Annotated in this window: 19 protein-coding genes and 1 tRNA gene; 15 read left to right on the top strand and 5 right to left on the bottom strand. The window is 68.2% G+C overall.

The window, feature by feature from the left end; translation table 11 throughout:
* Positions 1-27 precede the first annotated feature (27 nt).
* The 9 genes from AB3X08_RS01785 to AB3X08_RS01745 all read left to right on the top strand — a co-directional run bounded on the left by AB3X08_RS01785 (position 28) and on the right by AB3X08_RS01745 (position 8315).
* Positions 28-1752, top strand: coding sequence for an ATPase, T2SS/T4P/T4SS family (locus AB3X08_RS01785; RefSeq protein WP_369935827.1), 1725 nt, complete (start codon positions 28-30; stop codon positions 1750-1752).
* Positions 1752-2600, top strand: a complete 849-nt coding sequence (locus AB3X08_RS01780) for a type II secretion system F family protein (RefSeq protein ID WP_369935825.1) — start codon at positions 1752-1754, stop codon at positions 2598-2600. The genes AB3X08_RS01785 and AB3X08_RS01780 overlap by 1 nt, the downstream gene beginning before the upstream one ends.
* The gene (locus AB3X08_RS01775) at positions 2597-3487 is read left to right on the top strand and encodes a type II secretion system F family protein (RefSeq protein ID WP_369935823.1); all 891 of its coding nucleotides are present in this window, start codon (positions 2597-2599) and stop codon (positions 3485-3487) included. Before AB3X08_RS01780 ends, AB3X08_RS01775 begins: the two co-directional genes overlap by 4 nt.
* Positions 3484-3873, top strand: a complete 390-nt coding sequence (locus AB3X08_RS01770) for a DUF192 domain-containing protein (RefSeq protein ID WP_369935822.1) — start codon at positions 3484-3486, stop codon at positions 3871-3873. The genes AB3X08_RS01775 and AB3X08_RS01770 overlap by 4 nt, the downstream gene beginning before the upstream one ends.
* Positions 3816-4544 carry a TadE/TadG family type IV pilus assembly protein gene (locus AB3X08_RS01765; protein ID WP_369935820.1) on the top strand — a complete coding sequence of 243 codons (729 nt, stop codon included), beginning with the start codon at positions 3816-3818 and terminating at the stop codon, positions 4542-4544. Before AB3X08_RS01770 ends, AB3X08_RS01765 begins: the two co-directional genes overlap by 58 nt.
* Entirely contained in the window at positions 4544-5152 is a 609-nt protein-coding gene (locus AB3X08_RS01760) for a hypothetical protein (protein ID WP_369935818.1), read from the top strand. Before AB3X08_RS01765 ends, AB3X08_RS01760 begins: the two co-directional genes overlap by 1 nt.
* Positions 5118-6311: an OmpA family protein gene (locus AB3X08_RS01755; RefSeq protein WP_369935817.1), complete on the top strand. Its 1194-nt coding sequence runs from the start codon at positions 5118-5120 to the stop codon at positions 6309-6311. The genes AB3X08_RS01760 and AB3X08_RS01755 overlap by 35 nt, the downstream gene beginning before the upstream one ends.
* Before the next feature lie 87 nt (positions 6312-6398).
* Positions 6399-7343, top strand: coding sequence for a 2-dehydropantoate 2-reductase (panE, locus tag AB3X08_RS01750; RefSeq protein WP_369935815.1), 945 nt, complete (start codon positions 6399-6401; stop codon positions 7341-7343).
* Between the two features lie 468 nt (positions 7344-7811).
* Complete coding sequence (locus AB3X08_RS01745) at positions 7812-8315, top strand: hypothetical protein (RefSeq protein WP_369935813.1); 504 nt, start codon at positions 7812-7814, stop codon at positions 8313-8315.
* A gap of 242 nt (positions 8316-8557) precedes the next feature.
* On the opposite strand, the gene AB3X08_RS01740 is transcribed toward AB3X08_RS01745, so the two are convergent.
* Positions 8558-9355 carry a TatD family hydrolase gene (locus AB3X08_RS01740; RefSeq protein WP_369935812.1) on the bottom strand — a complete coding sequence of 266 codons (798 nt, stop codon included), beginning with the start codon at positions 9353-9355 and terminating at the stop codon, positions 8558-8560.
* Between the two features lie 110 nt (positions 9356-9465).
* On the opposite strand from AB3X08_RS01740, the gene hrpB reads away from it, so the two are divergent.
* Both hrpB and AB3X08_RS01730 read left to right on the top strand, forming a co-directional pair.
* The gene (hrpB, locus tag AB3X08_RS01735; protein ID WP_369935811.1) at positions 9466-12048 is read left to right on the top strand and encodes an ATP-dependent helicase HrpB; all 2583 of its coding nucleotides are present in this window, start codon (positions 9466-9468) and stop codon (positions 12046-12048) included.
* A gap of 394 nt (positions 12049-12442) precedes the next feature.
* Positions 12443-12844, top strand: coding sequence for a hypothetical protein (locus tag AB3X08_RS01730; RefSeq protein ID WP_369935809.1), 402 nt, complete (start codon positions 12443-12445; stop codon positions 12842-12844).
* A gap of 331 nt (positions 12845-13175) precedes the next feature.
* On the opposite strand, the gene AB3X08_RS01725 is transcribed toward AB3X08_RS01730, so the two are convergent.
* Both AB3X08_RS01725 and AB3X08_RS01720 read right to left on the bottom strand, forming a co-directional pair.
* Entirely contained in the window at positions 13176-13712 is a 537-nt protein-coding gene (locus AB3X08_RS01725) for a pseudouridine synthase (protein WP_369935807.1), read from the bottom strand.
* A gap of 112 nt (positions 13713-13824) precedes the next feature.
* Positions 13825-14682: a class I SAM-dependent methyltransferase gene (locus tag AB3X08_RS01720; RefSeq protein ID WP_369935805.1), complete on the bottom strand. Its 858-nt coding sequence runs from the start codon at positions 14680-14682 to the stop codon at positions 13825-13827.
* 174 nt (positions 14683-14856) lie between these two features.
* Between AB3X08_RS01720 and AB3X08_RS01715 the strand changes: the two genes are divergently transcribed.
* Together AB3X08_RS01715 and AB3X08_RS01710 are read left to right on the top strand one after the other, a co-directional pair.
* On the top strand, positions 14857-15816 hold the full coding sequence (locus AB3X08_RS01715) for an aldo/keto reductase (protein ID WP_369935803.1): 960 nt from the start codon (positions 14857-14859) through the stop codon (positions 15814-15816).
* Positions 15813-16859 carry an NADP-dependent oxidoreductase gene (locus AB3X08_RS01710; RefSeq protein ID WP_369935801.1) on the top strand — a complete coding sequence of 349 codons (1047 nt, stop codon included), beginning with the start codon at positions 15813-15815 and terminating at the stop codon, positions 16857-16859. The genes AB3X08_RS01715 and AB3X08_RS01710 overlap by 4 nt, the downstream gene beginning before the upstream one ends.
* Positions 16860-16926: 67 nt before the next feature.
* Here the strand turns inward: AB3X08_RS01710 and pcaD are convergent, their stop codons facing one another.
* Together pcaD and AB3X08_RS01700 are read right to left on the bottom strand one after the other, a co-directional pair.
* Positions 16927-17706 (bottom strand): 3-oxoadipate enol-lactonase, encoded by a 780-nt coding sequence (gene pcaD / locus AB3X08_RS01705; RefSeq protein ID WP_369935799.1) that lies wholly within the window; start codon positions 17704-17706, stop codon positions 16927-16929.
* Between the two features lie 254 nt (positions 17707-17960).
* Positions 17961-18449 (bottom strand): nuclear transport factor 2 family protein, encoded by a 489-nt coding sequence (locus AB3X08_RS01700; RefSeq protein WP_369935797.1) that lies wholly within the window; start codon positions 18447-18449, stop codon positions 17961-17963.
* A 912-nt stretch (positions 18450-19361) separates the two neighbouring features.
* On the opposite strand from AB3X08_RS01700, the gene AB3X08_RS01695 reads away from it, so the two are divergent.
* Both AB3X08_RS01695 and AB3X08_RS01690 read left to right on the top strand, forming a co-directional pair.
* Positions 19362-19438 (top strand) — tRNA-Lys (locus AB3X08_RS01695).
* Between the two features lie 371 nt (positions 19439-19809).
* Positions 19810-20931 (top strand): slipin family protein, encoded by a 1122-nt coding sequence (locus AB3X08_RS01690; RefSeq protein WP_369935796.1) that lies wholly within the window; start codon positions 19810-19812, stop codon positions 20929-20931.
* Positions 20932-20960: the final 29 nt, after the last annotated feature.

Genomic DNA, 20960 nt, shown 5'->3' with positions numbered 1-20960 from the left:
CCCCACGTAGTGCGGAAGGTCATCGTCATGTTCACAGTGCTGATCAATACGCCGGGCCGCGATACTCGCCAGGTCAAATGCATGCATCGGGAGTGCGGCATCGGGCGCGCCGACGCGAACCTGGTAATGCTCCAGGGCTGGAATATCGCCGGCAAGCATGCCACGCTGCTGCGCGAAGACGAGGGTGTCTTCATCCTGCCCTTGGGCGGGCGCGAGCCGATCACGCTCAACGGCAAGGTCGTCCTGGCCAAGCAGGGTCCGATCGACGGCAAGGACGAGATCCGCATCGGACACTACGTGCTCAAGGTCAGTGGCGACGATGCGCGGATCGCCAAGCACACCCCGGCAGCCAACGATGGCATCGCCGCGCGTGTAGCCGAACCTGCAACGACGTCGGCCGACGCGGCGTCCGCAGCCCAGGCGGCCGCGCCGGCGTCCACCGACTTGGTGCTGGCCGGCCCGCCACCGCCGGATATCGCCACCTGGCGCACCAAGCTGCACATGGCGCTGGTCCGGCAAATGGACCTGCGCCGGATGGACGTGCGCAGCATGGACGACAGCGCGCTTCGCGACAGCACCATCAATCTGATCGACGACATCCTCGCGCGCGAGTTCGCCGACCTGCCCTCTGACATCAATCCGCGCCGCCTGGCCAAACAGGTGCTGGACGAAGCCATCGGTCTGGGGCCGCTGGAAGATCTGATCGAGGATCCGACCGTCACCGAAATCATGGTCAATGCCCACGACGATATCTTCATCGAGCGGGCCGGGCGCATCCAGAAGTCGGAGGTGGTGTTCTCCAACGAACGCGCCTGCCTGGCGGCGATCGAACGCATCGTCACCCCGTTGGGCCGGCGCATCGACGAAAGCTCGCCGCTCGTCGATGCGCGCCTGAAGGACGGCTCGCGTGTGAACGCGGTGATCCCGCCGGTGGCCCTGCGCGGGCCGAGCATCAGCATCCGCAAATTCGCCACGCGCCGCTTGATGGGCGAAGACTTGTTGAAATACGGCTCCTTGAACCAGCCGATGCTGGACTTCCTGATCATGGCCGTGCGCGAGCGCCGCAACATCGTGGTGTCCGGCGGTACCGGCTCGGGCAAGACCACGCTGTTGAACATCCTGTCGAACTTCATTCCCGATGGCGACCGCGTCGTCACCATCGAGGACGCGGCCGAACTGAAGCTCGTGCAGCCGAACCTGGTCGCATTGGAGGCCCGCCCCGCGAACATGGAAGGCAAGGGCCAGATCACCATCCGCGACCTGGTCAAGAACGCGTTGCGCATGCGCCCCGACCGGATCGTGGTCGGCGAGTGTCGCGGAGGCGAGAGCCTGGACATGCTGCAGGCCATGAACACCGGCCATGAAGGGTCGTTGACCACGGCGCACGCCAACAATCCGCGCGAAACGCTGTCGCGTCTGGAAGTGATGGTGATGATGGCCGGCATGGAGCTGCCGATGACGGTCGTGCGCGAGCAGATCGCCTCGGCGGTCAACCTCATCGTGCATCAGCGCCGCTATCCCTGCGGGTCGCGCAAGGTCAGCCACATCACCGAAATCACCGGCATCGAAAGCGGCACCATCCAGATGCAGGACCTGTTCCTGTTCAAGCCGACCACCTACCACGGACCGGACGGCAAGGTCGCCGGCAATTTCGTGGCGACCGGCGCGGTGCCCGAATTCTACGAGGAGCTGGCCGAACGCGGCGTGCCGGTGAATCTGGATATTTTCCGCAACCAGGGAAGTACGCGCTGATGGCCCTGTGGTTGATCGCCTTGCTGGTGTTCGGCGGCGCCTTGATGGGCGTTCTGCTGGTTGCGCGTTCCGGCGAGCGGTTCATGAAGCGCTACCGCGAGAGCTTCATGGACCAGGCGCGCATGAACCTGGCGGACATGTTCCTGTTCATGGACCCCGCGCAGGTCTACATGGTCAGCGCCGTGGTGATGGTGATCATCCCGCTGCTCATCTGGATGCTGACCGGCAGCCTGGTCATCGCGGTGCTGATCGGCATCTTCCTGATCTTCGCGCCCCGCAAGATCTATGCGTATCTGCGCCGGCGGCGGCTGGAGAGGATCCAGGAGCAGCTCCCGGATGCGTTGCAGATGCTGTCCAGCAGCCTGCGTGCCGGCGTGGGCTTCGCGCCGGCGATGGAAGTGCTGGTGCACGACGGCCAGCCGCCGCTGGCGCAGGAACTGGCGCTGGTGCTGCGTGAGCAGCACATGGGCATCCGCGCCGAAGAGGCGATGGAAAACTTCAGCAAGCGGGTGCCGATCACCGACGCCGAGCTGTTCGTGTCGGCGGTGAACATCTCGCGCGAGGTCGGCGGCAACCTGGCCGAAACCCTGGCGACGCTGGCCGAAACGCTGCGCCGGCGCCTGACCATGGAAAAGAAGGTCAAGTCGCTGACCGCGCAAGGCCGGTTGCAGGGCATCGTCATGGCGATGCTGCCGGTCTTCCTGATCGGCTATCTGAGCCTGATGTACAGCGAAACCATGCAGCCCATGTTCCACAGCTGGCACGGATGGGTGGTGATCACCATCTGCCTGATCATGGAATATCTGGGCTATCGCCTCTGCAAGAAGATCATGACGATCGACGTATGACCTGGATGCTCGCCCTCGTCGCTCTTCTGGCTGCCGGCGCCGTCGCGCTGGTGATCATCGGCACGCGCGGGGTGATCCGCGAAGTCGAGCTGGAGGACCGTACTTACTACGACCCGCTGCCGCGCCTGATGCAGTTGATGTGGCCACTGGTGACGGTGCTGACGCGCCGCATCGCGCCGCACCTCAGCGTCACCCAGCTCGAGCAGACCCATCGCCAACTGCAGGCGGCCGGACAGGACTTCACCCTGACCCCGGAAGAGTTCTACGGCCTGCGCATGGCCAGCGCGATCGTGGTGACCGCGGTGTTCCTGCTGTGCACGGCGATGCTCGGCAAGCTCGCGGTCGGCGCGGGGCTGATGTGCCTGTTCTTCGGGGGCGTGCTGGGTTGGCTCTACCCCGTGCTGTGGTTGGGCGAACGCCGCAAGGCGCGGCAGAAGGCAGTGGTGCGCGACCTGCCGGTCTACCTGGATTTCATCACCATGTCGGTGGAAGCCGGCTTGAATGTGACCGGCGGCATCGAGCAGGCCGTGGCCAAGGGCCCGGCCGGTGCGCTGTCGCAGGAGTTCTCGCGCATGCTCCGCGATCTGCGTGCCGGACTTCCCAGGGCCGAAGCGCTGCGGCGCATGGCCGAGCGCATGGACATCGGCCAGATCACCAGCTTCACCAGCGCGCTGATTCAGGCAGACAAGGTCGGCGCCAACTTGAGCGACACCCTGCGCGCGCAGGCCAACCAGCGCCGCGAAGAGCGCTTCCTGCGCGCGGAGAAGCTGGCGCTGGAGGCGCCGGTGAAGATGATGCTGCCGCTGGTGATGTTCTTCTTCCCGCTGATCTTCCTGTTCCTGGGCTACTTCATCTACTTGAAGATGTTGCAGGAGGGAATCCTGTGAAGCACGGGCACATCGAGCGCAGCGGGGGCGCTCCCATCCCGCACGTGTGGTCCGCCGACACCTGGTGGTCGCGGATGCGCGGCTTGCTGGCCCGGCCGGCACTGGCCGAGGACGGATCGGAAGCCCTGTTGATCCGGCCCTGCGCCAGTGTGCACACCATCGGCATGGCCTACCCGTTGGACCTGGTGTTCCTCGCGCGCGACGACGTCGTGCTGGAATGGCGCGAGAACGTCAGGCCGTACCGCGCCGCGGCCTGCCGGCGCGCCGTGGCCACCGTCGAATTCCATGGCGGCGCGCTGGACCGGCTGCAGCCGCAGCAAGGCGAACAGTGGCGCTGGCGCACCGCAACGGTCGCGCCGCCGCCCGACACCGGAGCATGGTCATGAAAACACGTATGCGGGAATTGCGCAGCCGGCGCTCGATGCGCGGCCAATCCATGGTGGAACTGGTGATCATCACCCCGGTCCTGCTGTTCCTGCTGCTGGCGGTCATCCAGGCGGTGCTGTTGTACCGAATGAAGACGACGCTCGATTACGCCGCGCTGATGGTCGCGCGCACAGGCGCGGTAACCGGCGTGGACCGCGGCGAAATGCAGAGGAGCTTCGCCAAGGGCATGATGCCGCTCTACTCCAATGAGACCGGGCAGGTCGCATTGGAAGTCGCGTATGGCAAGGCGTATGCGGACTTGAACGTGCTCAGGCGCGGGCACATCACCGTGATCAACCCGACGCGCGCGGCATGGGGCAACTTCAAGGAGCGGCAGTACAACGGCCAGTACGCCCTGCCCAACGATACGCTCGCCTATCGCAGCACCGCGGTCGGCAGCAGCGGCGTCAATGTCCAGGACGCCAACATCCTGAAAGTCAAAGTCGTCTACGACGCGCCGCTGGTAGTGCCGTTCGTTGGCTGGGTACTGGGGGGGAAGTCCCAGTACCTCAAGCCAGGCACCTTCGAATCCTCGACGCTGCAACCGCTGACCAATCGCTTGCCGATCGAAAGCTATGCGATCGTGCGCATGCAATCGCCGATCTACAAACAGGGCAATCTGGACAAGTGATGCTTTGGCGTTCGGTGCTGGCATGTGCGCTCGCGATCTCCCCTGCGCTTGCGCAAAGCACGCGCGCCGAGGAGTTTCCGTTCTCCGGCGTGGCCGAGGTGACGACCAACCAGCTGAGCGGATTGAGCCGGATCCGCCCCAAGGACGCGCCGCAGCCGGTGACCCTGTATTTCCGCGACGATGCGCTGCGCGTGCAGTTCAAGGACGCCAGCGGTACGCCGTACGCGTTGATCCTGACCAAGGACGCACCCGTTGGCTGGATCGTGGGACAGCAGGGCGACGGCATGCCGGTGCCCGGCATGCGCTGGCCGCTGCGCTTCGACCCGGAACAGCCGTGCGCCGGCCTGGGCATGTTCGCCGACTGCCAACGTGCCGATATCGGCGTCCATGCCGGCCGGCCCGCGGTGCAGTGGCGATACCGGCTTTCCAATGCGGGCGGCCCCGGCATGACCCGGCAGGGCACGATGTGGCTGGATCGCGACACCGGCCTGGTGCTCGCATATCGCGGCAAGACCGGCCTGCAACAACAGCAGCAGTGGGACATCCAGCGCGTGGAATACCGCCCGCAACCCGATGCGCTGTTCCAGCCGCCCGAGCCGACCCGCTAGTCGCGCGCGCCGGCGGCTTGCGCCGCGTGCCATTTCGCGTCGTCGATCGATCGGTGTTCATCGTGGCGCAGGAAGATCGGCCGGGTTCGCGGCTACACTGTTTTTTCGTCCCCCGGCAAGGAGTACCTCTGTGAAAAAGGCAGTAGCGGCGACGTTGGTTGTAGCGATCACCCTGGGTCTTGGTGCCTGCAAGAAGCAGCAGCAACCGGCGCAAAACGACGGGCATGCCGCCGCGTCCGCGGCTGCGGCCAGCAGTCCGCCGGCGTCGCAACCTCAGCAGGAGGCAGCCGCCAAGGGCTTCGATGCGTCCAGCCTGCCGGTGTCGAGCGTACCGCTGGGCGCGTTCCCGTATATCGCCCTTCCCAACGGCTACGTCACCGGAAGCACGCCGGATCTCGCCGATTTCGACCAGGTGCCGTTCTGGACAGGCGATCGCCTGGAAACGGTGGAAGGCAAGGTCTGGTCGGCGCACATCGATGCCGCGCAAGGCAAGACCTTCTCGGACGTGGAATTGGAACGCAACATCGAAGCGGTGGTCGCTTCGCTGGGCGGCAAGAAGATCTTCGACGGCAAGATTCCCGAGCAGGCCGGGCAGAAAATCAAGGAATGGCCGCGCGACTTCGCGGTCAAGTACAACAGCGGCCTGGGCGATGTCTGGAACAATCCCACGCAGGTATTCGTCGTGCATCGCGCCGATCGCGACATCTGGATCCACCTGTGCAGCTACCAGTTCGGCGGCGGACTGCTGATCGCCGAAACCAAGCCGCTGGAAATCACCGCCAGCGTGCTGCCGGCCAGCGAACTGAAGGCGCAGATCGACAAGACCGGCAAGGTGGCATTGCACGTCAACTTCGCCACCGACAAGACCGACATCCTGCCGGACTCGCAGCCGCAGATCGAGCAGGTCGTGCAGTTGCTCAGGCAGGATGCGTCGCTGAAGTTGGCCGTGAACGGCTACACCGACAACACCGGCGACCCGGCGCACAACAAGACGCTGTCGGAAGGCCGCGCCAAGGCCGTCGCCGCTGCCATTACAGCCCAGGGCATCGATGCCTCCAGATTGTCTTCTGCCGGGTTTGGCGACGCCGATCCGGTAGCCGACAATGCGAACGAAGCGGGCAAGGCGCAAAACCGCAGGGTCGAGCTGGTCAAGCGCTAGGCTTCGCGGCGCCGGACGGCTTGCGCACACCGGAAGCACGCGGCACGCCACGCTGAAGCCGGCCGGCGCCGCTGCTACCATCGGCGCATGCGCATCCTGATCCTCGGCGCCGGCGCGACCGGCGGCTACTTCGGCGGACGTCTGGCCCAGGCCGGCGCCGACGTCACCTTCCTGGTCCGTCCGGCGCGGGCCGCGCGCCTGCAGCACGACGGCTTGCGCATCCGCAGCCCGCGCGGCGACGCCGACATCGCGGTGGCCGCGCTGACCGCCGATACGTTGCCGGCCACCGCCGCGGCGCAGCCGTTCGACCTGGCGATCCTCAGCTGCAAGGCCTACGACCTGGACAGCGCGCTGGACGCGCTGGCGCCGGCGATGAGCCGCGACACCGCGTTGCTGCCGATCCTCAACGGCCTGCGCCACTATCCGCTGCTGGACACCCGCTTCGGGGCCGAACGCGTTCTCGGCGGCCTGTGCTTCATCAGCGCCACGCTGGACGCGGACGGCAGCATCCAGCACCTGGCCAAGCCGGCCTCGCTGACCTTCGGCGAGCGCGACGGGCGCGGCGCCGACAGCGCGCGCGTGCGCGAGCTGGCCGCCGCCTGCGCGCAGGCCGGCATCGATCACCTGGCCACGCCGCGGATCGCACAGGAACAGTGGATCAAGTACACCTTCCTGACCGCGCTGGCCGCGGCCACCTGCCTGATGCGCGCGCCGACCGGCCGCATCGTCGCCAGCGACGACGGCGTGGCGCTGCTGCGCGGACTGTATGCCGAATGCACGGCGGTCGCCGCCGCCGCGGGCGAGCCGGTGCCGGAAGCGGCGCAGGCCAACGCGCTGCAGTTGCTGACCCAGCCCGGCTCGCCGATGAAGGCGTCGATGCTGCGCGACCTGGAAGCCGGGCAGCAGGTGGAAGCGCAGCACATCGTCGGCGACATGCTGGCGCGCGCCCGCGCTGCCGGCCATACCGCGCCATGGCTGATGGCCGCTTATTGCCATCTGCAGGCCTACCAGGCCGGGTTGGCGCAGGGCTGAAAGCGGGGCGGCGGGGCCACACCCTGGCAGTCGCGAAAGTGGCAGCGGGAGGCTCAGGCCCCCGCAGGTTTTTCCGGCACATCGCCATGCCCGCCATTCGTTTTGTGCGAGCTGGCAGACCGCAACCAGCAGGGCTGGGTCGGCTGCAGTGGACAGGCGTCGGGACTGAAGTCCCTCCCACAGTGCACTCGGCCGGCCATCCGTTGCCCGGCGAGTAGTGGTTTCAATCTTGACCAGCGACCAGCGACCGGCCAGGTCAGCGTCCCGCCTGCAGTCCCTGACCAACCCGACCGAGCAGTGCAACACCGCCGGACGCCAGCTTCCCTGGGGGTCCCGCGGACCGCATTGCGTGCCAGCCACTTCTCGCTTGCGGCCCGGCCCCCTCGTCCATCTCGCCTCTTCGCGCGCCGCTGACGCCCGCCGCGCCTATGCTCGCCGACCTGATCCCGGCAAGCGGCGACGAAGTTCATGGAAAAACTATTCCGCGGCGGCCATTTTCTGATCATCCTGCTGTTCCTGCTGTGCGCCGCCGGCCTGGTGGCGATGGCGGTGCTGGAGCTGTGGCACGGCCTCACCCCCGGCGGCGACCTGGTGATCCGCGACCGCTTCAACGTGGTGCTGGAGGCGATCGGCCTGCTCACCGTGGCGCTGGTGACCCTGGAGCTGGGCCAGACCATCTTCGAGGAAGAAGTGCAGCGCGACGTCAAGGTCAGTGGCCCGACGCGGGTGCGCCGCTACCTGTCGCGGTTCTTCGTGGTCATCGTCATCGCCCTGGCGATCGAAACGCTGGTGTCGATCTTCGAGCTGATGCACGACGACCCGGCCAAGCTGCCCTACGCCACCGCGGTCGGCCTGTGCGCGGCGCTGTTGCTGGTCGCCTGGGGCGTGTTCGTCAAGCTCAACCGCAGCGCCGAGGAGCTGGAGCCGGAAGCGATGGCCGAAGCCAAGCGCGAGGACGCGCAGATCGAATAGCGCCGCTCCGCGCCACGAAAAACCGGCGCTACGCAGTGAACGCCCCTGTAGGAGCGGCTTCAGCCGCAACGCTCTACCGAAAATACCTGTCGCGGCTGAAGCCGCTCCTACAGGGCATGGCTGGCGCAAGGACGCGTTCGAACCCTGCGGCAGCGCGCCTGCCACCGGCAATTCGATCCGTGCAAGACAAAGGCGCATCGCCACGCCCGCCGGCGATAGCCGCAGCCAGCGACGGACGCCGCTCACCCGGCGTCGGGCAGGTGGAAGAACCCGCGTGCGGTGGCGGTGGTCGCCGCCGCGGTCGCCGCCACGTCCTCGCCGCGGTCGCGCGCCAGTTCCTCGACGATGTGCGCCAGGAACGCCGGCTCGTTGCGCCGGTCCTTGGGCAGCGGCTTGAGCGTGCGCGGCAGCAGGTACGGCGCGTCGGTCTCGATCATCAGCCGCGATGCCGGGATGTTCTTGACCAGCTCGCGCAGGTGCGCGCCGCGGCGCTCGTCGCACAGCCAACCGGTGATGCCGATATGCCAGTCGCGGTCCAGGTAGTCGAACAGCTCCTCGCGGGTGCCGGTGAAGCAATGCACCACCGCCGGGCCGAGCTTGCCGTCGAACTGGCGCATCAGCGCCAGGAAATCCGCATGCGCGTCGCGCTGGTGCAGGAACAGCGGCTTGCCGGTGTCGGCGGCCAACTGCAGTTGGCGCTCGAAGGCGCGGTGCTGCGCCGGGCGCGGCGCGAGGTCGCGGAAATAGTCGAGCCCGCACTCGCCCACCGCCACCACCTCGGCATGCGCATGCAGCGCGCGCAGTTCCGCGTCGCACTCGGCGGTGTATTCGACGGCGTGATGCGGATGCACGCCCGCCGTGGCGTAGAGGAAGCCGGGATGCTGCTGCGCCAGCTGCAACGCCAGCGGCGAATGCTCGCGGCTGGCGCCGGTGACCACCAACTGCGCGACGCCTGCATCGCGGGCGCGCTGCAGCACCGCGTCGCGGTCGCGATCGAAGGAATCGTGGGTGAGGTTGGCGCCGATATCGATCAGAGTCATGCGGAAATGCCGAGAAAGCCGGGCAGCAAAGCCGGAGATTGTACGGGGCCGGCGCTGCCGGCGAGCGGGCTGCGCTCTACAGCGGCGCAGCCGATCCGTATCCTTGGCCGATGGCCTCTCCCGCTTTTCCGATCGATCCGCTGCTGCCGCAGATCCGCGACAGCCTCGCCGCGCATCCGCGGCTGGTGCTGGAAGCCCCGCCCGGCGCCGGCAAGACCACCCAGGTGCCGCCGGCGTTGCTGGAGGCGCCTTGGCTGCAGGGCCGCCGCATCGTGATGCTGGAGCCGCGCCGGGTCGCCGCGCGCAGCGCCGCCACGTTCATGGCCAGGCAGCGCGGCGAAGCGCCGGGCGAGACCGTGGGCTACCGCATCCGCTTCGAGAACAAGGTCTCCGCGCGCACCCGCATCGAAGTGGTCACCGAGGGCATCCTGACCCGGATGATCCAGGACGATCCGATGCTCGACGGCGTCGGTGCGCTGCTGTTCGACGAATTCCACGAACGCCATCTGGCCGCCGACCTGGGCCTGGCGCTGGCGCTGGACGTGCAGGCGCAGGTGCGCGAGGACCTGCGCATCGTGGTGATGTCGGCGACGCTGGACGGCGAACGCCTGGCGCAGTTCCTGGACGCGCCGCGCCTGTCCAGTGCCGGCCGCAGCTATCCGGTGGAGATCGCGCATTTCCCGGCGCGGCGCGACGAGGCGCTGGAAGCGCAGACCCGCCGCGCGGTCGAGCACGCGCTGCAACAGCATCCCGGCGACGTGCTGGTGTTCCTGCCCGGACAGCGCGAGATCGCGCGGGTGCAGGCGGCGTTGGAGGCGGCCGGGGTGGGGTCGGGTGCGCCGTCAGGCACCGCTTCTGCCGTACCCTCATCCGGCGCTGCGCGCAACCTTCTCCCGGGGGGAGAAGGGAACGGTGTCGACGTGTTGCCGTTGCATGGCGAGTTGCCGGTCGAGCAGCAGAGCAAGGTGTTGCAGCCCGATCCGCACGGCCGCCGCCGCGTGGTGCTGGCGACCAACGTGGCCGAATCGTCGGTGACGCTGCCCGGCGTGCGCGTGGTGATCGACGCCGGCCTGGCGCGCGAGCCGCACTACGACCCCAACAGCGGCTTCTCGCGGCTGGACGTCACCGCCATCGCCCAGGCCTCGGCCGACCAGCGCGCCGGCCGCGCCGGCCGTGTCGCCTCCGGCTGGGCCTACCGGCTGTGGCCGCAGTCGCAGCGCCTGGAGGCGCAGCGACGCGCGGAAATGCTGCAGGTGGAACTGGCCGGGCTGGCGCTGGAACTGGCGGCCTGGGGCAGCGACACGCTGCGCTTCGTCGATCCGCCGCCGCCCGGCGCGCTGGCCGCCGCGCGCGAACTGCTGCAGCGGCTGGGCGCCTTGAGCGAGAACCATGCGATCACCGCGAACGGGCGGCGCATGCTCGCGCTGGGCACCCACCCGCGACTGGCGGCGATGTTGCTGGCTGCGCCGGACCCACGGGCGCAGGCGCTGGCCTGCGACCTGGCCGCGCTGGTCGAGGCGCGCGACCCGTTGCGTCAGGGCGGCGACGCGCTGGCGGCGCGCTGGCGCGCACTGGCCGGGTTCCGCCGCGGCCGCGCCCCGCACGACGCCAACCGCGGCGGCCTGGCCGCGATCGACGCGGCGGCCAAGCAGTGGCGGCGGCGCCTGCGCAGCGACGCCGCCGCGCCGGACAGCGTGGAAGCGCACGAACTGGGCGACCTGCTCGCCCATGCCTTCCCCGACCGCATCGCCACCCGGCATCCGGCCGATCCGTTGCGCTATCTGCTGGCCAACGGCCGCAGCGCACGCCTGTTCGAGCACAGCGACCTGCGCGGCGAGCCGTGGCTGGTCGCCACCGAACTGCGCTACGAAGCCAAGGACGCGCTGCTGCTGCGCGCCGCGCCGGTGGACGAGGCGCGGCTGCGCGCGGATTTCCCGCAGCGCTTCGTGCAGCAGGACGTGGTGCGCTGGGACGCCGAACGGCGCGCGCTGAGCGCGCTGCGCGAAACCCGCTTCGACCGCATCGTGCTCGACAGCCGCCCCGCCGGCCGCGTCGATCCGGCGCATGCGGCAGCGGCGCTGACCGAGGCGGTGCGCGAACTCGGCCTGCAGGCGCTGCCGTGGAGCGAGCCGCTGACCCAGTGGCGCGCGCGCGTGGTCGCACTGCGCACATGGATGCCGGAGCTGGGATTGCCCGATCTCGGCGACGCGGCGTTGCTGGAAACCCTGGACGGCTGGCTGCGACCGGCCTTTGCCGGCAAGACCCGGCTCGACGCGCTGGGCGAAGACGAGCTGGGCGAGGCGCTGAAGTCGCTGCTGCCATGGGACCAGCGGCAGGCCGTCGATCGGCATGCGCCGACGCGGATCAGCGTGCCCTCGGGCATGGAGCGGCGCATCGACTACGCGCTCGACCACGCCGGCCAGGCGCAACCGCCGGTGCTGGCGGTGAAGCTGCAGGAACTGTTCGGCCTGGCCGACACCCCGCGCGTCGCCGACGGCCGCGTGCCGCTGCTGCTGCACCTGCTCTCGCCGGGCGGGCGCCCGCTGCAGGTGACCCAGGACCTGCGCAACTTCTGGTCCAGCACCTATCCGGAAGTGAAGAAGGAAATGAAGGGCCGCTATCCCCGCCACCCGTGGCCGGACGATCCGTGGACCGCCACCGCCAGCCATCGCGCCAAGCCACGCGGCACCTGAGCGGTGCATTGCCCGCCGTGCCGCGGGGTCGCAGCCATTGGAGCCGCGCGACAGCGGCGAGCAGGACGTGCCGCCTCATGCCGCGCTTCTGCCCGGATCCTGCGAGCGCGCCCGGCACGGATCCCGGCGAGCGCCGCGTTACCCGCGGCTGGCCATGGATGGCGAAGGCCGACGGGCTCGGCGCGACCGATGACCGGCCAGCGTCGCGTGCGGCAAAGCGGCCAGCACCGGCACGCCGTCCCTCCAGAGACCCCCACTGCGGCAATCGCAGCACACGCCGCATCCGAACCGCCCGCGCATTCAGCCGGCAGACGACTCCACGCCGCCGCGCTAACACGGTCTATACGGAACCCGAGGGACACTGCAGCCCTTATTCCTGCCAGTAGGGACGCCCATGAGCAAGCTGACCATCATCACCGATCGCGCGCTGGATCTCGCCAGCCATGCCGGCGACAGCCTCCGTCACATCGGGCCGCAGGCCAACAAGTGGTTGCAGTCCGGCGCCGCCATGGGTGCGCTGAAGACCGGCGCGGCGCTGGGTGCGGTGAAGACCGGCACCAAGGTCGCGCGGACGGCGGTGCGCCGCAATCCGGTCATCGCGATCGCCGCCGCGGCGGTGGGCGTGGGCCTGCTCGGTTACGCGATCTACCGCAAGCGCCAGCGCGACAACACCGCACCGATCGAAGGCGACTCGCAGCGCATCGCCGCCAGCAAGCGCGGCAACGCCGGCGCCCGTCGTTCGGCAGCACGCAGCTCGCGCCGTGCCGCGGCCGCGCAGGACGCCACCGAAGAATAAGCATTGCCGTAGTGTCGCCGCGACAGCGACGACAGCAGCGCTTTCGAAAACAGCGGTCGGATCGTATCCGGCCGCTGTTTTCGTTTAAGGGCTTCGGAGGACGCGATGTCCCGGCGATTTTCAGCGGGGCCACGAAGCCGCTGCGACAGCGATCGTCCAACGCCTGCGGATACGCAACGCGGTACGCGCTTCTCGATCCGGGATTGGTGATCAGCCTGCTCCGTTCTGTAGGAGCGGCTTCAGCCGCGACAGGCACTCCGGCGAGACCGTGTCTTCGGCAAGACCATGTCGCGGCTGAAGCCGCTCCTACAAGGGGGCGTTGCCGGAAGGCTTACAGCGCCCGCCACGCGCCCGGCGCCAACCCGTCCAGCCGGTGCGTGCCGATCGCCACGCGGACCAGGCGCAGGGTCGGCAAGCCGACTGCGGCCGTCATGCGCCGCACCTGGCGGTTGCGCCCTTCGCGCAGCACGATCTGCAGCCACGCATCGGCGACCGTCTTGCGGAAGCGCACCGGCGGGTCGCGCGGCCACAGGTCCGGCGCCGTCTCCAGCACGCTGGCCTGCGCCGGCGCGGTGGGGCCGTCGTTCAATACCACGCCATCGCGCAGGCGCTGCAGCTGTTCCGGCTGCGGCACGCCTTCCACCTGCACCCAATACGTCTTCGGCTGCTTGTGCCGCGGGTCGGTGTAGCGATGCGCCAGCGCCCCGTCGTCGGTGAGCAGCAGCAGGCCTTCGCTGTCGTAGTCCAGTCGCCCCGCCGCGTACACGTCGGCGGGCAAGCCGAACTCGGCCAGCGTGCGCCGCGGCGGTTCGCTGTGATCGGTGAACTGGCACAGCACATTGAACGGCTTGTTGAACGCGATCAGCATGGAAGCGGGGAAGGGAGCGTGGGGATTCGGGATTGGCGAGCCTCGGCGCCGCGCGCGACGCGGGCAATTCTCCCACGCCGGATTCCTTTTCCCGCCCCCGCGCCGGCCGCTCTCAGCGCTTGACGAACTTCAGCGTCATCCGATCGCTCTCGCCGATCGCCTTGTACTTGGCGTCGTCGGCGGCATCGTGGCTGTTGCTCGGCGGCAGCGTCCACACGCCGCCGGGATAATCCTTGGTGTCGCGCGGGTTGGCGTTGACCTCGCTCTTGCCGGCCAGCTTGAAGCCGGCGGCCTCGGCCATCGCGATCACCTGCGCCTGCCCGACGTAACCGCTCTTGTCGTCGGCCGGCACATCGGCCTTGGCGCGGTGTTCGACCACGCCGAGCACGCCGCCGGGCTTGAGCACCTCATAGAAGCCCTTGAACATGCCCTCGGCCTGGCCGGACATGCGCCAGTTGTGCACGTTGCGGAAGGTCAGCACCAGATCGGCCGAACCTGCCGGACCAAACACCGGCGCAGTCGGCGAATACGCCACCAGCTTGGCGTGGTCGTACTGCGCCGGCGCGGCGGCGAACTTCTGCTCCAGCGTCGCGCGCGCCTTCTGCTGGTACTCGCGGGTGCGCCCTTCGGGCACCGCCGCCGGATCGACCACCGCGGCGATGTACTGACCACGCTCGCGCAGGTACGGCGCCAGGATTTCCGAATACCAGCCGCCGCCGGGGGTGATCTCGATCACCGTCTGGGTCGGCGTGATGCCGAAGAACGCCAGGGTCTGCCCCGGGTGGCGATAGGCATCGCGCTCGACGTAGACGCGGTCGCGCCAGCTGCCGTCGATGGCCTTCTGCAAGGCCGCATCGGGCGCGGGCAGGCTGGCGCTGTCGGCAGGCTTGATCGCCTGTGCGGCGGGGATCGCCAGCGTCGCGGCGATGGCAAGGGTACAAGCGCAGGCAAGCGTGGTGCAAAGGCGCATGGCGTACGTCCGTTGTCGGTGTGACGCGAGCCTAGCACGCATACGCGCACAGCCGAATGTTGTCTTCGCGTTAGCGCGAATCACGCAAACGGAACGCTGTTTTCGCGACCATCGCCGCGATACCGAAACCTGCGGCGACTATCCTGTCGCCCTTCCCCACAGCGGAGCGCTCCCATGCTGCACACGCGCGAACTCGGCCGTTCCGGCCTGCACGCGGCGCCGCTCGCCTTCGGCGGCAATGTGTTCGGCTGGAGTGCCGACGCCAAGACCTCTTTCGCCTTGCTCGACGCCTTCGTCGAAGCAGGCTTCAACCTGATCGACACCGCCGATGCGTATGCGGCCTGGGTACCCGGCAACCGCGGCGGCGAGTCGGAAACCATCATCGGCCAGTGGCTCAAACGCAGCGGCAAGCGCGACAAGGTGTTGATCGCGACCAAGGTCGGCAAATGGGCCGAACGCCCTGGCCTTGCGGCCGACAATATCGCCGCGGCGGTGGACGAGTCGCTGCAGCGCCTGCAGACCGACGTAATCGATCTGTACCAGGCCCACGAGGACGACGAGTCGGTGCCGCTGGAAGCCTCGCTGGCCGCCTTCGGACGCTTGATCGAGCAAGGCAAGGTGCGCGCGATCGGCGCCTCCAACTACAGCGCCGAACGCCTGGCCGAAGCGCTGAAGGTGTCGGCGCAGTACGGCTTGCCGCGCTACGAGACGTTGCAGCCCGAATACAACCTGTACGATCGCGCCGGTTACGAAGCCGGCCTGGAACCGCTGGTGCGCGAGCAGGGCCTGGGCACGATCTGCTACTACGCGCTGGCCCGCGGTTTCCTCAGCGGCAAGTACCGCAGTCCGGCCGATGCGGCGAAGAGCCAGGCGCGCGGCGACAGCGTGATCGCGCGCTATCTCAACGCGCGCGGCCTGCGCATCCTCGCCGCGCTCGACGACATCGCCGGCAAGCATGCGGCCACGCCGACCCAGGTCGCCCTGGCGTGGCTGATCGCGCGTCCCGGCATCGCCGCGCCGATCGCCAGCGCCACCAGCATCGAGCAGTTGCAGCAATTGTTGGCCGCCGCGCGCCTGGCGCTGTCGACCGACGATATCGCGCAACTGGATACCGCCAGCAAGGAAACCGTATGAGCACCGCGTCCCATACCACCCGCGTGGTCCTGGCCTCGCGCCCGCAGGGCGCGCCGACCGCGCAGAATTTCCGAATCGAACAGGCGCCGCTGGCCGCGCCCGGTCCCGGCCAGGTGCTGCTGCGCAACCGCTGGCTGTCGCTGGATCCGTACATGCGTGGGCGCATGAGCGATGCGCCCTCGTACGCGCCACCGGTGCAACTGGACGAGGTGATGGTCGGCAGCACCGTCGCCGAGGTGCTGGACTCCCATCACCCCGACGTCAAGCCAGGCGATCTGGTGCTGGTGCAGAACGGCGGTTGGCAGACGCATCTGCTCGCCGACGGCGCCAGCCTGCGGCGCAAGCTCGACCCGCAATCGCCGCTGCCGCCCAGCACCGCACTCGGTGTCTACGGCATGCCCGGTTTCACCGCCTATGCAGGCCTGCATGAGATCGGCAAGCCGCAGAGCGGCGAAACCGTGGCAGTCGCCGCGGCCACCGGCCCGGTCGGCGCCAGCGTGGCGCAGATCGCCCGGCTCCGCGGCGCCAAGGTGATCGCCATCGCCGGTGGCGCCGAGAAATGCCGCTACCTGCGCGAGGAACTGGGCGTGGACGTGGCGCTGGACCATCGCGCCGCGGATTTCGCCGAGCAACTGCGTGCCGCGGCGAAGGACGGCATCGACGTCTACTTCGAGAACGTCGGCGGCCACGTGTTCGACGCGGTGCTGCCGCTGCTCAACGATTTCGCACGCGTGCCGGTGTGCGGCACCATCGCCACCTACAACAACAAGGGCGAGCTGCCGCCGGGGCCGGACCGCCTGGCGGCGCTGATGGGCCAGGTATTGCGCCAGCGGCTGACCCTGCGCGGCTTCATCGTCGGCGACTTCATCAAGCTCTATCCCGAGTTCCTGCGCGAGATGGGCGCGTGGCTGGCCGACGGCCGCGTGCGTTATCGCGAGCATGTCGTGCGCGGCTTGGAGAACGCGCCACAGGCCTTCATCGACATGCTCGGCGGCGGCAATTTCGGCAAGCTGGTCGTGCAGCTGGACGAGAGCCGGGATTAGGATTGGCGGTTAAGCAGCCTGGGCCGCGCGGATCGCGCGGCGACCGGTGCCGCCGCCCTGAGCGTGGCTACTGCAACAGGAAGCGCAGCAGCGCGTCGTTGAAGGCGTGCGGCGATTCCACATTGCACAGATGCCGACCATGCACCTCGGCGAAGCTGCCGCGCGCCACCTGCGCGGCGATCGCCTGCAGATCGGCCGGCGGGCAGACCGGATCGTCATGCCCGGCCAGCGCCAGCAGCGGCGTGTCGATCTCGCCCAGCGCGCCACGGAAGTCGGCACTGGCCACTGCGGCGCAGCAGGCCGCATAGGCCTGCGCATCGGTGCCCAGGAAGGTCGCGAGGATCGCCTCGACCGTTGCCGGCTGCATCTCGGCGAAGGCCGGAGTGAACCAGCGCTCGCGGGTGCCGGCCAGCAGCGGCGCCAACCCATCGGCCTGCACCTGGGCGATGCGTGCCTGCCAGCTGTCCTCGTTGCCGATCTTGGCCGCCGTCGCACACACGGTGAGCGTATGCAGGCGCGTGCCGGCGTGGAGGCCCAGCCATTGCCCGGTCAGGCCGCCGATCGACAGGCCGCAGAAATGGGTGCGCTCCACCGACAGCGCATCGAGCAGCGCCAGCACATCGCCGGCCAGCGCCTCGATCCGATACGGGCCAGACGCGGCGCTGGAGGCGCCGTGGCCGCGGCGGTCGTAGCGCAGCACCCGGTAGTACGGCGCCAGCGCATCGATCTGCGCGTCCCACATGTGCAGGTCGGTGCCGAGCGAATTGCAGAAGGTCAGCCACGGACGGCCTTCGCTGCCGTCGATGCGGTAATGCAGGCGATGCGTCGGAAGTTCGAGGAAGGGCATGGCGGCGATGTCGGCTGGTGAAGGAGGCGCGCGCGACCGTCGGCCGCCCTTGGAGTCTAGCCTCCTCGTGCCCCGTCGGCACACCAGGCCGGCGCGCAGCGGAACACTGCTGCGCGGCGCATGCCCGGACACAGGGCATCCGGCCGGACCAACGCACCAACGCGACGGCCGATTGCGCGCAGGCCGCGCCGCGCCATCGCCGCGGCACCGCTGCAGCGACGACGGCACCGCGGCGGCCTACGTCGCGGCCGAGGTCACTTGGTCGCCGGGTCCCAATGCTCCTGGATCTTGCCGTTGTGGATGCGGAACATGTCGAACCAGGTGGTCGTATAGGTCTTGGTCGCGTCCTTGGGGTCGGGCAGCGTGCGCACCGATACCAGGGTCACGTAATCGCCCTCGGCGAGGATCGCCACCAGCGGCAGCTGCACCCGCGGCTTGATCGGCTGCGGTTTGACGAAGGCGGTCAGAAACTGCAGGAACGCATCGCGGCCGTTGGCCACGGTCGGATTGTGCTGGATGTAGTCCTTGGCCATGTACATCGGCGCGTACTCGGTGTGCCCGGCTTCGAACACGATGCGCCAGAAGTCGTAGACCAGGCGCTTGTTCGCCTCGGTACGCCAATCCGATCCCTGCAGCAGCTGCTGGTGGTTGGGATTGGCGGTGACCGCGGTTTGCGCGAATGCCGAAGCAACGGGAAGCACGAGCAGCAATGCGAGCAGAGAGGCATGCAGGCGAATTTTCATTTCGATGACTCCGTCGGGGAAGTGACTTGATCGCAGGCGCCATCCAGCAACCGGAAAGTAAGTGTCTGGCTGACGGAAGACGCAGCGCGAGCCTATCAGCGCGCATTGCGCCAGAGCGGCGATCGCCAGAGAAAATTCGACGATGCATCGATAAATCTTCCCGCTCTGAGCAGCCGCCCACAGTAACCAAAACACCAGAATTGGAAATGCCTTCCCGGCCACTGCGAATCTTTCGGCCGAGGAAGGCGCGCGATCGACATCGACGCGATAAAAATAATTCGACAAACCTCTTGCGCAATGAAAACAACACGGGTAATGTGCGCGCCCATCAGCCGACACGTTCGGCAGCGACGAATCAGACGACCATGAACTTCCGACCCTTCAACGCACATCTGCCCAGCCTGCAGCGCGAAACGCGCGCAGCGGCACTGCGTGCGCTGTGCGATACCGCGCTGCGGCTGGATCCCACCACCTGATCGACTGATCGCCCGTTGCGGAGATCGGTTGCATCGATCTCCGAGGAACGCGAACGCCCTCGGACACCATGCCGGGGGCGTTTTGCTTTGCGCGTTCGTATGTTTTTTTGTTTTGTCGATTCAAAATCCCAAGGCACCCGGGCATGGAATGCCCGGAAACAGGGAAGTTTCGCTCGTGAGGCGCACAAGCGCTGCGTCCAGGTGCCGGACGCGGGCGGCGGGAATGGAATCGACGCAGAATTTGCCGTTTCGAAGGAGACGGCAATGGGAAACTGCACTTAATGGCCGCTAGCGGTACGGGATGCCATCCCGTCCGGTGCGCACGGCGCTGCCGTCGCGTATGCCTGCGGCCGGGACGCGCAGTTCCACCAGACGTTAGCTCAGAGGTAGAGCGGTGGCTTGTCCACTGGTCGCCGGTTCGACTCCGGCACGTCGCTTTTGGATAGCTCAATTGGTTAGAGCATCGGAAACTTAATCCGAGGGTTGCGGGTTCGATTCCCGCTCCGAGAACCATGACCTTTCACGTCATGTGCAATACCGGGCGCAAGCCCAGCAAGTCGCGCCGCGCGGACACGCCGCACGCATCGCCACCGGCGTTGCGTGCGGCATGCGCCGCAGCGTCGCTGCCGCCGCCGCGCCGCCTTGGACGTGCGCGCCTGCGCCGACGGGCGTATCGCAGTGCAACGCGATGCCGACCACACGCGCAGGCCTCCGCACCGACAGCGCCCGCTGGCCGCCGTGACGACGTCGTGCGCGCACTTGCACTTCTCCTGCCGCGTTGCCGCGCCCATGGCGCTGGCAACGCGGCGTCCTCGCGCTCGTCGGTCCGGCGCGGCGACTTCATCCACCGGACCGGACCACCAGAGCCACAAGGAGAACGTGCCATGTTCTGGACCAAGCGGATCGTGATCGGCGACAGCGAGCGCGGCCTGATGTATCGCAACCGGCGTTTCGAGCGCGTGCTCGCGCCCGGCGTCTACCGTCTGTTCGACCCGTCGCAGCGGATCGAAGTGAAGACCTGCAATATCGCCATGCCGGAATACGCCGACACCGATGTCGATGCATTGATCGCACGCCTGGACCCACAGCTGCACGAGGTCTTCGTGCTGGCCGACCTGGGCAGCGACGAGGTCGGCCTGGTGTTCAAGCAGGGCAAGCTCGAAGACGTGCTGGCGCCCGGCACGCGCCGGTTGTACTGGCGCGGGCTGATCGCGGTGGAGGTGATGCGCCTGCCGCTGGGCGAGAGCCTGGCGGTGCCGGCGGATGTCGCCCAGCGGCTGCGTCAGCTCGGTCTGCTGTCGCGTTTCGCGGTGGCGCTGGATGTTCCGGCCGAGTCGGCGGGACTGGTGTTCGTCGACGGGCGCCTGCAGCAGACCCTGGCGCCTGGGCACTATGCGTTCTGGAACTTCCGCAAGAACATCGTCGCCGAGGTGATCGAGCTGCGCATCCAGTCGGTGGAGGTGTCCGGGCAGGAGCTGTTGACCCGCGACAAGGTCAGCCTGCGCGTCAACCTGGCCGCAAGCATGCGCGTGGCCGACCCGGTCGCCGCGCGGACGCGGGTGGCCAAGTACGGCGACCAGTTGTATCGCGAGCTGCAGTACGGCTTGCGCCGTGCGGTGTCGGCGAAGACGCTGGACGAACTGCTGGGCGACAAGGCGTCGCTGGATGCGGACATCTTCGGCTACGTGCGCGAGCAGGTCGCCGGCTTCGGCATCGAGGTGCTGGGCGTCGGGGTCAAGGACGTGATCCTGCCCGGCGAGATGAAGGACATCCTCAACGCGGTGGTGCAGGCGGAGAAGTCGGCGCAGGCCAACGTGATCCGCCGGCGCGAGGAGGCCAACGCCACGCGCTCGCTGCTCAACACCGCCAAGCTGATCGAGGACAACCCGGTGCTGATGCGGCTGAAGGAGCTGGAGGCGCTGGAGAAGGTCACCGAGAAGATCGACAAGCTCACCGTGTTCGGCGGCCTGGATGGCGTGCTGAAGCAGTTGGTGACGATGAAGTAGGACCGCCATGCGCGGCGCAAGGAAGCGCC

Source organism: Xanthomonas sp. DAR 34887 (assembly GCF_041245805.1).
GTDB lineage: Bacteria > Pseudomonadota > Gammaproteobacteria > Xanthomonadales > Xanthomonadaceae > Xanthomonas_A > Xanthomonas_A tesorieronis.
Note: the sequence above shows the minus strand (reverse complement) of the source record. Positions and strands in the feature narration are given on the sequence as shown.

Coding starts and splice junctions, on each gene's coding strand:
- AB3X08_RS01745 (WP_369935813.1), top strand. CDS start 7,812: ATGGAAAAACTATTCCGCGGCGGCCATTTTCTGATCATCCTGCTGTTC.
- AB3X08_RS01690 (WP_369935796.1), top strand. CDS start 19,810: ATGTTCTGGACCAAGCGGATCGTGATCGGCGACAGCGAGCGCGGCCTG.
- AB3X08_RS01725 (WP_369935807.1), bottom strand. CDS start 13,712: ATGCTGATCGCGTTCAACAAGCCGTTCAATGTGCTGTGCCAGTTCACC.
- AB3X08_RS01760 (WP_369935818.1), top strand. CDS start 4,544: ATGCTTTGGCGTTCGGTGCTGGCATGTGCGCTCGCGATCTCCCCTGCG.
- hrpB (WP_369935811.1), top strand. CDS start 9,466: ATGGCCTCTCCCGCTTTTCCGATCGATCCGCTGCTGCCGCAGATCCGC.
- panE (WP_369935815.1), top strand. CDS start 6,399: ATGCGCATCCTGATCCTCGGCGCCGGCGCGACCGGCGGCTACTTCGGC.
- AB3X08_RS01740 (WP_369935812.1), bottom strand. CDS start 9,355: ATGACTCTGATCGATATCGGCGCCAACCTCACCCACGATTCCTTCGAT.
- AB3X08_RS01785 (WP_369935827.1), top strand. CDS start 28: ATGTTCACAGTGCTGATCAATACGCCGGGCCGCGATACTCGCCAGGTC.
- pcaD (WP_369935799.1), bottom strand. CDS start 17,706: ATGCCCTTCCTCGAACTTCCGACGCATCGCCTGCATTACCGCATCGAC.
- AB3X08_RS01715 (WP_369935803.1), top strand. CDS start 14,857: ATGCTGCACACGCGCGAACTCGGCCGTTCCGGCCTGCACGCGGCGCCG.
- AB3X08_RS01775 (WP_369935823.1), top strand. CDS start 2,597: ATGACCTGGATGCTCGCCCTCGTCGCTCTTCTGGCTGCCGGCGCCGTC.
- AB3X08_RS01710 (WP_369935801.1), top strand. CDS start 15,813: ATGAGCACCGCGTCCCATACCACCCGCGTGGTCCTGGCCTCGCGCCCG.
- AB3X08_RS01780 (WP_369935825.1), top strand. CDS start 1,752: ATGGCCCTGTGGTTGATCGCCTTGCTGGTGTTCGGCGGCGCCTTGATG.
- AB3X08_RS01700 (WP_369935797.1), bottom strand. CDS start 18,449: ATGAAAATTCGCCTGCATGCCTCTCTGCTCGCATTGCTGCTCGTGCTT.
- AB3X08_RS01755 (WP_369935817.1), top strand. CDS start 5,118: ATGCGCTGTTCCAGCCGCCCGAGCCGACCCGCTAGTCGCGCGCGCCGG.
- AB3X08_RS01720 (WP_369935805.1), bottom strand. CDS start 14,682: ATGCGCCTTTGCACCACGCTTGCCTGCGCTTGTACCCTTGCCATCGCC.
- AB3X08_RS01730 (WP_369935809.1), top strand. CDS start 12,443: ATGAGCAAGCTGACCATCATCACCGATCGCGCGCTGGATCTCGCCAGC.